The following is a 12,613-nucleotide window of genomic DNA, read 5'->3' on the forward strand; positions in this document are numbered from 1 at the left end:
TTTTCCGATGAAATTTTTAAAAATCATCTCCGTTTTTTTATGCAGCATCGCTGTTCTGTCAGCGGTTGCACAAGAAAAAAACGAAACCAATCGATCCCAAGTTTGGGTGGCCGACAATGGTGATGGAACCTACAAAAATCCCATCATCAATGCTGATTATTCTGATCCGGATGCTATTCGAGTTGGTGAGGATTATTATATGACGGCATCCTCTTTTAATTGTATTCCGGGTTTGCCTATTTTGCATTCCAAGGATATGGTCAATTGGGAATTGGTCAATTATGCGCTAAAAAAGCAACCTCCTTTTGATGTTTATGACAAACCAGGGCACGGAAACGGCGTTTGGGCTCCGTCCATAAGATACCACAATGAGGAATTTTATATTTATTATCCCGACCCTGATTATGGAATTTATAGGATTAAAACCAAAGACCCAAAAGGCGATTGGTCTGAACCCGTTATGGTCAAAGAAGGAAAAGGGCTGATTGATCCTTGTCCGTTCTGGGACGAAGATGGCAAAGCCTATTTGGCTTACGCTTATGCTGGAAGTCGTGCAGGAATCAAAAGCCTTTTGGCCATTTGCAGCCTAAATCCTGAAGGAACTAAGGCAGACTATAACGATGATGTGATAATTATTGACGGTCACGATGGTGAAGCCACTATAGAAGGTCCAAAATTATACAAACGTAAAGCTTATTATTATGTTTTTGCTCCCGCAGGTGGTGTTCCAACGGGATGGCAAACGGTGTTACGTTCCAAAAATATTTGGGGACCTTACGAAAAAAGAAAAGTACTGGATCAAGGAAAAACAAAAGTCAATGGCCCACACCAAGGTGCTTGGGTGCAAACACAAACGGGTGAAGATTGGTTTTTCCACTTTCAGGACAAAGGAATTTATGGTAGAGTCGTTCATTTGCAACCAATAAAATGGATCAATGATTGGCCGGTAATTGGAACAGATAAAGATGGCGATGGAACTGGCGAACCGGTATCAACATTCAAAAAACCTAATGTTGGAAAAACATATCCTATCTCTACTCCTCCTGATTCGGACGAATTTAATTCTCGCAAATTAGGTTTGCAATGGCAATGGCACGCCAATCCTCAAGTGTATTGGGGTTTTCCATCCACGATGGGGTATTACACGATGTACTGTCGCCCGATGCCAAAAGATGCTGCTAATTTATTCGACGTTGGAAATTTACTTTTACAAAAATTTCCAGCCGACGAATTTACCGCAACCACCAAAATGACATTCAAAGCCCGTTTCGACGATGAGCAAACCGGTTTGGTGATAATGGGACTAGATTACAGCTATTTGAAAATTAAACAAACGGCAGGACAACTCTCCATATCCCAAGTAATCTGTAAAAATGCGGACAAAAAAGCAAAAGAAACCGAAACCGAATCCATTACATTAAAAAACACTACTTTTTACCTTCAAGTAAAAGTAAAAGCAGGCGGAATTTGCAATTTTTTCTACAGTGAAGACGGCAAAAATTTCACTGCCCTCGGAACTGATTTCAATGCAAGAGAAGGCAAATGGATTGGAGCAAAAGTAGGCTTTTTGGCACTGAGAAATGGAAACATAAACGATGCTGGAAGCGTTCGTATTGACTGGTTTAGAGTAACGAAATCAACACATTAAAAAAATGAACAAGATTAAAAAAGCTATCATCTTTACGCTAATTTTAGCATTAAATACAAGCATTTATGCCCAAGTCAGCAAACAAAAATGGCCTGATATCATCAACAAATCGGAGCCATCTTGGTTTGCAACTGCAGAAGCAAAAGCCGTTGCCGAAAATGTATTGTTGTACCAACGTAATATAGGAGGTTGGACAAAAAACATCCAAATGCAAAACCCGTTGAACGAAGTTGAAAAGCAAAAACTTATTGCCCTAAAACTAGATACTAATGATGTTACCACAGACAATGGGGCAACTTGCCAAGAAATGTTGTTTTTGTCTAAAATGTACGCTCAAACACCAGACGAAAGATACAAAAATGCCTTCCTAGCTGGCTTTGATTATTTGTTGAAAGCGCAATATGCGAACGGCGGTTGGCCACAATTTTATCCGCTGAAAAAAGGATATTACACTCATATTACGTATAATGACGATTCAATGGTTCATATTCTAAATGTATTAAAACAGTGCATCGATAAAACCGATTATTATTCCATAAGACCTTCTGAGGCTGCTCTTGAAAAAGCAAAAATAGCATTCGATAAAGGAATAGATTGCATACTTAAATCACAATACAAACAAAATGGAGTTCTCACTGCTTGGTGTGCGCAACACGACGAAGTAACTTTGCTTCCAGCCAATGCTCGAGCTTACGAATTAGCCTCATTAAGCGGAAAAGAATCGGCTAAAATCGTTTTGCTTCTAATGAATATTGAAAATCCTTCACCCGAAGTTATTTCTGCTATAAACAGCGCAGTAACTTGGTTCGAAAAAACAAAAATCACAGATCTTAGAGAAGAACGGGTTCCAGTTCCAAATAGCAATATTGTCGAAAAAGTGATGGTCAATGACCCAAACGCAGAACCATTGTGGGCACGGTTTATGGAACTTACCGACAACACACCTTTTTTCTGCGATCGAGATGGCATCAAAAAAGCTTCGATAGCCGAGATTGGACAAGAACGTAGAACAGGATACGCTTGGTACACGAACGAACCGAAAGAGGTATTAAAAAAATACCCATCCTGGAAAAAAAAACTGAAGTTGTAAGTGAAAAGCCAGTTTCTAAGACTAATTTAGCTCCAAAAGACGAGTTCCACATCGTAGTGGACAAAAATGGAAGCGGTGATTTCACCACAATTCAAGAAGCTATAAACGCAGCAAAAGCCTATCCATCCGAAAGAATTACCATTTTTATCAAAAACGGATTGTACTACGAAAAAGTAAAAATACATTCTTGGAATCCCTACATTTCATTAATTGGCGAAAGCCGAGAAAATACAATTATTTCCTATGACGACCATTTCAACAAAATAAATATCGGCAGAAATAGCACTTTCCATACGTACACAGTTTTAGTAGAAGGAAATGATTTTATGGCCAAAAACCTGACAATCCAAAACACCTCAGGACCAGTAGGACAGGCCGTTGCGCTGAATGTAAATGCAAACAGAGTTATCATTAGTAACTGCTCGTTGCTGGGGAATCAGGATACATTATACACTTCTGGCGAAGGAACAAAAAATTATTTTAATAATTGTTATATCGAAGGTACAACCGATTTTATCTTTGGGGATGCCACCGTATTTTTCGAAAATTGTACTATCCACAGTAAAAGCAATTCTTATATAACAGCCGCTTCAACAGCTCAAAACACGGAATTTGGATATGTTTTTAAAAACTGTAAGCTCACAGCCAGTGAAAATGCAACCGAAGTGTATCTCGGAAGACCTTGGCGTGTCTATGCCAAAACAGTGTTTTTAAATTGTGAAATGGGCAAACATATTACACCTGAAGGTTGGCACAATTGGTCCAAACCCGAAGCTGAAAAAACAGCTTTTTATGCTGAATATAAATGTAGTGGCGAAGGTTTTCAACCCGAAAAGAGAGTTTTGTGGTCGCATCAATTAAAAAAATCAGAAGCAAAAAAGTATACTGTCGAAAATGGTATGGGATTGAATTTTGCTAAAACTATAAAAGAATCCTTTTTAAATAACAAGCCTAAATAAAATATTATGAAATGTATTGTTGCGATTTTTCTCTTTATTTCATTAAGCGCTATGGCGCAAAAACCAACTATTTACGGCATTGGCGATTCAACAATGGCGAATAAGCCGTTAGCAAATGAAAATCCTGAACGCGGTTGGGGACAAATGCTACCCCAATTTTTAACAGCTAATGTAGTTTTCGAAAACAGAGCCGTAAACGGTCGAAGTACTAAGAGTTTTATCGATTTGAAACTTTGGGATGCTGTATACAATTCACTAAAAAAAGGGGATTATGTTTTTATACAATTCGGGCATAACGACGGAAAAGTTACAGACTCTACACGCTACACCAATCCTCATACAGCCTACCGTCACAATCTGATTCGCTTTGTGACTGAATCGAGAGAAAAGGGTGCTACGCCTATAATTTTTTCATCGATAACGCGTAGAAATTTCAACGAACAAGGCGTTCTTATTAGCACGCACACGGATTATACGCTTGAAGCCCGATTGGTTGCTCAGGAATATAAAGTCCCTTTTGTTGATATGGAGTATTACACGGAGTTATTAGAAATCAAGTATGGACCCGAAAAATCAAAGCAATTGCATTTGCATAGCAAAGCGGGCGAAATTCCTTTTTTTCCTGAAGGCAAGGAAGATAACACACATCTCAGCGTCGAAGGAGCTACAGCAATTGCTAAAATTGCAATCGCAGAATTAAAGAAATCAAAACTTGATTTGGTACAATACATCAAGGATTGACTTTTTTAACCCCATCAAGATCAACTCATTTTTCGCATAAATCATCCCTTTAATTGAAGGATTGTTGTTTATGATAAAAAACAACTATTTTTGTAATCGATTACACTAGGGTATTGACGTGTTAGACAGTTCGTTTGTACTAGTTGCAGTAGGCTTTTAAATTTATTAAATTAATCTCTTTTCCATAATGAAAAAATCAGTTTTTCTTTTTATCAGTTTGTTTATAATTAGCCATGCTTTTGGTCAAAATTATTATATGCCCACTCCCGAGGGGTTTGGCGAGGCTGCAACGGGTGGAGGAACGCCTACGGTTTCGAATACCGTAACCGTGACGACTTATACTCAATTCAAAAATGCGCTAACTTCTACAGCGGCCTCAACAGCGGTTATTTTGGTTTCGGGAACGATTGATTGTGTGTATACGAGCGTATTATTAACCAATAAAACCATTGTCGGATTGCCTGGTGCAAGGCTTAGAAACAATCAAATTACCATTGGCAACTCGACTACTTCGGCGCAGAATTCAGGTATTCTGTACATAAAAGCGGGATCAAATAATGTGATTGTGCGAAATCTTATTTTTGAAGGTCCTGGCGCTTACGATGTCGATGGTCGGGACAATCTAACGAATGAAGGTAGAAATATTTGGGTGGATCACTGCGAATTTCAAGACGGAATGGACGGTAATTTTGATAATAAAGGCGAATGCGACAATACTACTATTTCATGGTGCAAATTCACTTATTTGAAACCCGCAATTGCAGGCGGTTCCGGAGGTTCTGCCGATCATCGTTTTTCCAATTTAGTTGGATCAGCCATAGATGATTTACCATCTTCTGATGGCAGATACAGTGTAACCTTTAAAAACTGTTATTGGGCCGAAGGCTGTAAAGCGAGGATGCCAAGAGCCAGAAATGCCGAATTGCATGTGCTAAATTGTTATTTCAAAACCAATGTTTCAGGAGCTTCGGCAGTGGGATTGGGAGCGGGAAATAGCGGTACGAATTGCTATGTCGAGAATTGTAATTTTGAGCAAATTGCCACTATTTCAAGTCCTGTTACCGAAGGTACGGGCACTACTTCGGTAAAATTTGATGGATGTACCAAAGGAACAACACCAACCCCTGTAACGGGATTGGACAAACTTACGGCAACAAAACCAACCTATACCTATACTGTATTTCCTGTGGACAATGTTGCTTCTTATGTATCCAATGCCACTTGTGGTGCCGGTGCTACATTAAATGTTAATGCAACGGGTGAGATTTCCTCGGCCTGTCCAAATTTAGGATTGGGATATCAAGAAGTACAATTAGGGAAATTGTATCCAACAGTTGTAGACAGTACATTACATATTAATCTGTCCGATAATGTGGCAGGTCATGCTATGATAACCATTTTTTCGTCTTTGGGAGCAAAACTGATGAGTTATTCCAAAGCAAGTACACCAGCCGAAAAACTATCACTGAATGTTTCAAATCTCGCCAGTGGACTGTATTTGTGCCACCTTTCCATTGGTGCTAATAGTACTTCTTGGAAGTTTATAAAAAAATAGTATTTACTTCTGTAAGAATCATTGTTTCAAAAGTTGCTAAAAATCTAGTTTTGTGATTTGATATCACAACTTGAACAGAGGACCTGAATTTAGTGGCGAAAAACTTTTTTGCCGTGAAATAAAGTCAATAATTCATTCCTGCCAAAATGGAGTTACTTATAAACAACCGATTACTCTTTTCCTAACGTAGTGCTATTGATTGCATTTTTAAGCGTTTTAACGCAAGTTTTTTTATCTTTCCATAGGAATAATATTAAAAAAAGCATCATTATTTTGCAATATACATTTTTTATTTAGATATATAAAAAAAATTATTATATTTGTGTAATCGATTGCATTTAGTGCTGTTTTTTGATTATTTATTGGAAGCTATTTTACAACTTCCACATTTTCATAGTTCTAAGGAACGAACTGTCTATACCTTTTTTGAAAAGTACCTAAACTTATTTACTAATTATTAAAATTAATTTCTATGACTAAAATTACACAGAATTTTTATCAAACAAAAGGTAAAAGAACAATCATGGGATTCTTGTCCCTTTTTGTTTTATTGCTAATGGGCGCCCAAATGAGTTGGGGGCAACAAGTTATTGGCTCTTTTCCGTCAATGGATGGGGGTTTTGAAGGGCAAACAGGCACATTAGGAACTACCTTGAGCAATACAGCTTGGAGTGTTTCAACCTCAGGAAATGGGATTGTTGGAAGTTCGTTTGTGAGAACAGGATTAAAGTCGGTAAATTTTTATACTACTTCAACAGCAAAGAGATTACAGTCTCCTACAACTGCTACAAATGCAGTTTCAAATGTTCAATATACAGTGCAGTATTATTATCGAACTGCTACTGCAACTGCAACCGCAGCAAGTATGCAAATTGGAGCTTCGCCAAATGGCACATCTTCTCCTACATATTTTCCTAGTGGGGCTCCTTATACAATATTAGCATCTTCAAATCCAGGATGGACTAAATATTCAGCACAAGTAACTGTTGCAACTGCGCCAAATGGAAATGCAGGAATTGGAATTATTAGATGTAATACTCCAACAATGGGAGTAGCTCTTGACATTGATGACTTTGTAATGTATCCTGGGACTACAGATGTAACTGTGCCAGATGCACCCACAGCACCAAGCATACCAACACCGCTTGCTACTCAAATGAATGTTACATGGACAGCTGCAGCTGTTGGAGCAGGAAATGGAGTTGATGGTGGAGGCTATATGGTAGTTCGTGGAATTGTAGACCCAACTACTCCACCTAATGTTAATGGTATTTACGCTGTTGGAAACACCGTTGCCGCAGGAGAACAAGTGGTTTATTTAGGCGCCGCAAATTCTTTTAATGATACTGGGCTTACACCATCAACAACTTATTATTACAGAATATATTCAGTAGATAAAGCATTTAATTATTCAGCACCAATAACTGTAAATGCGACTACAACTGCTCCAAATTATGCAAGTGAACCAACTATTCAAGCATCAGGTGCCAGTTTTTCAGGAGTTACATCTACAGGTTTTACTGTTAATTTTACTGCAGGAGATGGCACAAATAACTTAGTAGTTATTAAATCTGGAAGTGCTGTGAATAGTGATCCAGGTGACGGTAATACGTACACAGCAAATACTGTTTTTGGTAGTGGTACACAATTGGGTACTGGGAATTATGTTGTTTATAGTGGTACTGGTAATTCAGTTAGTGTAACAGGACTTTCAAAGGCAACCACCTATTATGTCAAAGTGTATTCCTTCAATGGAACAACAGGTTCAGAAAATTATTTAATACCAAATCCTGCAAGTGGAAATCAAATAACTTCTCCAGGTGAAATTGTATCAACTGGATTAAATTCAGCAGGTGTTACTTGGGCAACAGCATCTGCATGGGTTGGCGGTGTTGTCCCGGGCGCAACTGATAATGTGACCATTGCTGCTGGAGACAAAATACAATTGGCGGCAGCAGCGTCGTGCTACAATCTTACTATAAATTCAACTGGAAAACTTTATAATAATGCCAATGTTGTAGGAGGAAGTATGAATTACCTTACAGTCAATGGAACTTCAGCAACTATTAATGGAACTTTGGGAGATAAAGACGATACTGCAGCTTATGACTGCGCTTTAGGTTTGTATTTTAATGGAAATCTGACCATTTCTGGCAGCGGAATTATTCGCCCAGGTCGCTTGCGTCCAAATACAAACACTCAAAATGCTACATTAACTATTGATGCTGATATGGAGATGACTTATAAAGGTTCTACCGGTACAGGTGGTGCATCTATTTATACAGATAGCAGCAGTAATGATAATATTACAATTACTATAAACTCTGGTAAAACATTATCGTTTGTTGGTTTGTCTAATTTAAATACTGCCAGTAGCTCTGCAACAAATGGAAATGCTAGTACAACCATAAATGTAAATGGTACATTGACATTGCCAACCGGTTCTAATTTATCGCTACCAATTGCTTCAGGTAAAACCTGTGTTTTAAATGTAAATGGCACATTGAATGTAGATAAATTAAATGCGACAAGCTCAGTTGGAGGATCTGCTCCGACTATTACTGTTGGTCCTAGTGGTGTAATAAACGTAAGCAATACTGCAGATTTCTCAAGTGCAACATTGTCTGCAGCTGTTACAGGGAGTGGTGCTTTTAATCTTCTGTCTGGAGCTGTTATAAACATTGGTACAGCTATAGGTTTAGATCCAGTTGCAGGGCCAATTCGTACAACAACACGTAACTTTAATACTGGCGCCAATTATTCCTATGTGGGTTCAGCTGCACAGGTTCCAGGAAGCGATCTTCCAGCAACCGTAAATAATTTTACTGTGAATAATCCATCGGGAGTTACTATGGGCGCAGATTTAACGACCAATTTTGTAACCATAACAGCGGGAACTTTAACTGTACCTTCAGGCAAAAATTTAACTATTACTAATGCACTTGTAAATAGTGGGACTTTAACGCTAGAAAATAATGCGAACTTAATCCAAACGGCTACAACGAATACCAACTCAGGTTCAGGAAATGTGGTTGTAAAACGCAACAGCAGCGCACTATCTCGTTTAGATTATACCTTGTGGTCCTCGCCAGTAGCCAATCAGAATTTATTGGCTTTTTCGCCTGCCACAGCAACCACACGATTTTATAATTTTAACACCACTTACAATGTAGGTAGTGTAAATGGTGCATTTAGCGCTATTGCAGATCCTTCATTAACTCCATTTTCAGTTGGTTCAGGTTATTTAATCCGTATGCCTAATACGGCTGTAGAGGCTCCCGCGGCTGAAACATTCAACGGGCAGTTTACCGGTCTGCCCAATAATGGCGATGTTCCTGTACCATTAGTAGATGGAGCAGCAGCAGGATTGCGGTACAATTTAGTAGGAAATCCTTATCCATCGCCTATTTCAATAGGAACATTTGTAACAAATAATACTGCCAATATTGAAACCACTTTGTATTTCTGGAGAAAAACAAATGGGGCAGGTTCTGCTTATTGTACATACAATACGGCGGGAGTCCCTATGTTTACCACAAATGGTAATGCACAATCCGTTGATCCTGCAGGAGTGATTCAAATTGGTCAAGGATTTTTTGTAGAAGCCAAATCAGGAGCAACTTCCCTAACCTTTAAAAACGGTCAAAGAGTTGCGAATAATGCCAATCAATTCTTTAAAACTAAACAATTGGCTGCACCTAGCAGACTATGGTTGAACGCAACTACTACAGCGGGAGCTTTCTCTCAAATGGCTGTGAACTATGCAGATGGTGCCACTCCAGGAGTAGATGATTACGATAGTAAATACATTAACGATAGCGCCTTTGCTTTGACCTCTAGCATCAACAATGGGGAGTATACAATCCAAGGTCGCCCTGTATTCGATGCAAGTGATGTGGTGCCACTAAACTTCAAAACCAATCTTGCGGGTGATTATACCATTGCAATTGATCATTCTGAAGGTGTTTTTGCCACAGGACAAGAGGTTTATTTGGTTGACAGCAAAACAGGAACAGAAACTAAATTGAAAGATGGAGCCTATACTTTTACAGCAGCAGCTGGAGTAGATAATGCAAGATTCTCCTTGAAATACCAAAAAACATTGAAAGTAAATGAAGCAGCATTCAACGATAACAATGTTACTGTCTATAAAAACAATGGAAGACTCCAAGTCAGTTCTAGTGCGAAAGCCATCAATAGCGTAAGAGTGTATGATGTGCAAGGAAGGCTTATTGCTGAGCAAAAAAATGTGAAAGCCAATACCGCAACCTTCAGTAATTTGAAAGTAAACAATCAAGTGTTGATTGTTAAAGTTACTGGGGAGGACAACAGCGAAGTGACTAAAAAAGTATTGAATTAAGAACTTTAAAAAACATCAAAAATGAAAAATAGATTATTAAAATTTTATATAGCTGCATTCTGCTTTTGTTCCACTTCTATCTTATTTGCACAGCCTGGAACTGATGATACTGGAGGAGGGTTAGAGTCACCAGACGCGCCAGCAGCACCAATCGATGATTATGTTGGAATTTTGGCCTTGGTAGGTTTGTCTTATGTTCTTATCAAAGTTAGAGCCAATCATAAACCAAAAAACACGATTGAATAACTAGAAATTTCGTATTTATTGCTTTTAGAAACCCTGTTCCATAATTGGACAGGGTTTTTTAGAAATTGTTTTCAACCCGGTCTAAACTTACAAAACTTGTATGGTAAAGCAATAAACGTGCTCCTATTGCTTCAAACTTTCTTTATCACTTTATAATACTCCCAATGAGAGAATAATTTGTTTTTAGGCCTTGTGAAAACGCATTTGACAGCATTGAATTGGGTTGCCACTGTATCGACATTTAGTCCAGTGCCACTTACTAATTCGACCGGGACAGATAGCAGCAGCTTATCGCAGCGTGTCCCAACTACCGCGGCTAATGCATCGATTTTTTCGTTTAAAAGATTTCTTAGTTTATTCTTTTAATCTTCTAGAGTTTAATTCTATTGTGATTTCATCCATCTTTTTTTGGTTGAGGGGATATAAAAACATAAATGCGGCTGCAATGATCGTAATGACTGCAGGTACCCAACTCATTAACATAATTATTCCTGGGATTGAACCGCTTATAGCAGCGGTATCTTGTCCATCATAATGGAAGGCACCTAAAATTAGTCCGATTACTGCTCCGGCAATTCCGCCTCCAAATTTAGTAGCAAAAGATCCAGCCGAATAAATAAGTCCAGTGGCTCTTCGGCCGTTTTTGAATTCAGAATAATCCGCTGCATCGCCCAGCATTACAAAAAATAGGGTAGGAAACATAGCTGCGGCAAATTCAGAAGCTATTCCTAAGGCGAAAATGGCTTTAATATTCGTTGCATCACAAAAAACAAGTAGTGCATTTACCGCCCCTGAAAACAGCAAGGAATAGATGAATAAGTTTCTTTTTCCAAATCGTTTCCCCAATGGTGCCGTACATAGCGCACCCAAAACAGATATTAATGCCAGTCCTACTAAAAAAGAAGCGGATAACAATTGATTGTTTAAAAAATGTGTAAAGTAAATAATCACAATTCCTTGTTTGATGGAATTATAAACATTGAATAATAGTCCCACAAACATCAAAATCAACCAAGGTTTATTTGAAATTAATTCTTTAAAATCTTGTTTTAAGTTGTTTTCTTGCGTTTTGGGTGGTTGTATTCGCTCCTTGGTGGTGTAAAAAGTGATAAACATAAAAAAGCTTAGAAAAATCGACATCAAATACATCGAGTTACTGTAGCCTCGGTTTTGGTCCACCAAAGAAATGGAGTTTTCGGTTAAATTAGGTTCACCACTGACAACAAAAGCATATTTTTGATCAGCCTCCATTGTGAAGCTTTTTCTATTCGTTGGCGTGTTTTTTTCCGGAAACAATGGGGGTTCTTGATAGACAAAAGTCCCAACTTCATTTGTTGTTTTGATGGTCGCATTTTGCACTCTCGTAGAGGTTGAAACTTCGACAATGTATTTGTCATTACTTAGTTTTTCGACCCGAATCGACGGATTGATATCACCAAAATAGGCTACCAAAAAAAGCAAAGCACCTTGTACGATCATCCCGCCTCCAAATGCGCCCGCCATTCTAAAGGAACCTAAACTGGTTCTTTCTTTGTCGTCGCCCGTCATTACTGCCATCAGGGCTCCATAAGGAATATTGTTCACAGTATAAATCAAGGTAAAAAAGATGTAGGTTATGTACGCATACACCAATTTGCCGGTAGACCCAAAACCGGGATTTGTAAAGAGCAATGCCAATATTACTCCAAGAGGAATGGCGGACCATAAAATCCAAGGGCGAAATTTGCCATATTTAGAGGAAGTTCTGTCCGCGATTATGCCCATAATAACGTCGGCAATTCCATCGCTAAAACGAGCTACCAGCATTAAAACACCCACAACTACCGGACTTAATCCTAAAACATCGGTATAATAAATAAACAAAAAGGTGGCCACACCTCTCCAAGCTATATTCGCCGCACCATCTCCTAGTGCGTACCCGATCTTTTCTTTTAATGCAATTTTGGTATTCATAATCAATTTTGGTTTTTTGGTTTGTTAAGTAGGATTTTATTTTATGTACATCTTTGATTTT

Annotated in this window: 8 protein-coding genes; 7 read left to right on the forward strand and 1 reads right to left on the reverse strand. The window is 38.4% G+C overall.

Translation table 11 applies throughout. The annotated features are described in order from the left end of the window. The first annotated feature begins 7 nt into the window (after nucleotides 1-7). The 7 genes from E1750_RS12200 (at nucleotide 8) to E1750_RS12230 (ending at nucleotide 10,599) form a co-directional block, all read left to right on the forward strand. Nucleotides 8-1,648 carry a glycoside hydrolase family 43 protein gene (locus E1750_RS12200; protein ID WP_133277046.1) on the forward strand — a complete coding sequence of 547 codons (1,641 nt, stop codon included), beginning with the start codon at nucleotides 8-10 and terminating at the stop codon, nucleotides 1,646-1,648. Between the two features lie 4 nt (nucleotides 1,649-1,652). Then, on the forward strand, nucleotides 1,653-2,738 hold the full coding sequence (pelA, locus tag E1750_RS12205; RefSeq protein ID WP_227873888.1) for a pectate lyase: 1,086 nt from the start codon (nucleotides 1,653-1,655) through the stop codon (nucleotides 2,736-2,738). Beyond that, a complete protein-coding gene (locus E1750_RS12210; RefSeq protein ID WP_227873889.1) occupies nucleotides 2,669-3,697 on the forward strand; it encodes a pectinesterase family protein in 1,029 nt (342 codons plus the stop codon). The genes pelA and E1750_RS12210 overlap by 70 nt, the downstream gene beginning before the upstream one ends. A gap of 6 nt (nucleotides 3,698-3,703) precedes the next feature. Beyond that, nucleotides 3,704-4,438, forward strand: a complete 735-nt coding sequence (locus tag E1750_RS12215) for a rhamnogalacturonan acetylesterase (RefSeq protein ID WP_165698046.1) — start codon at nucleotides 3,704-3,706, stop codon at nucleotides 4,436-4,438. A gap of 187 nt (nucleotides 4,439-4,625) precedes the next feature. Then, on the forward strand, nucleotides 4,626-5,993 hold the full coding sequence (locus E1750_RS12220) for a T9SS type A sorting domain-containing protein (RefSeq protein ID WP_133277047.1): 1,368 nt from the start codon (nucleotides 4,626-4,628) through the stop codon (nucleotides 5,991-5,993). Between the two features lie 472 nt (nucleotides 5,994-6,465). Continuing rightward, nucleotides 6,466-10,353 (forward strand): T9SS sorting signal type C domain-containing protein, encoded by a 3,888-nt coding sequence (locus E1750_RS12225; RefSeq protein WP_133277048.1) that lies wholly within the window; start codon nucleotides 6,466-6,468, stop codon nucleotides 10,351-10,353. 21 nt (nucleotides 10,354-10,374) lie between these two features. Then, nucleotides 10,375-10,599, forward strand: coding sequence for a hypothetical protein (locus E1750_RS12230; RefSeq protein ID WP_133277049.1), 225 nt, complete (start codon nucleotides 10,375-10,377; stop codon nucleotides 10,597-10,599). Between the two features lie 354 nt (nucleotides 10,600-10,953). On the opposite strand, the gene E1750_RS12235 is transcribed toward E1750_RS12230, so the two are convergent. Then, on the reverse strand, nucleotides 10,954-12,552 hold the full coding sequence (locus tag E1750_RS12235) for an MFS transporter (protein ID WP_133277050.1): 1,599 nt from the start codon (nucleotides 12,550-12,552) through the stop codon (nucleotides 10,954-10,956). Nucleotides 12,553-12,613 lie beyond the last annotated feature (61 nt).

It is taken from the genome of Flavobacterium nackdongense, from assembly GCF_004355225.1.
Classification (GTDB): domain Bacteria; phylum Bacteroidota; class Bacteroidia; order Flavobacteriales; family Flavobacteriaceae; genus Flavobacterium; species Flavobacterium nackdongense.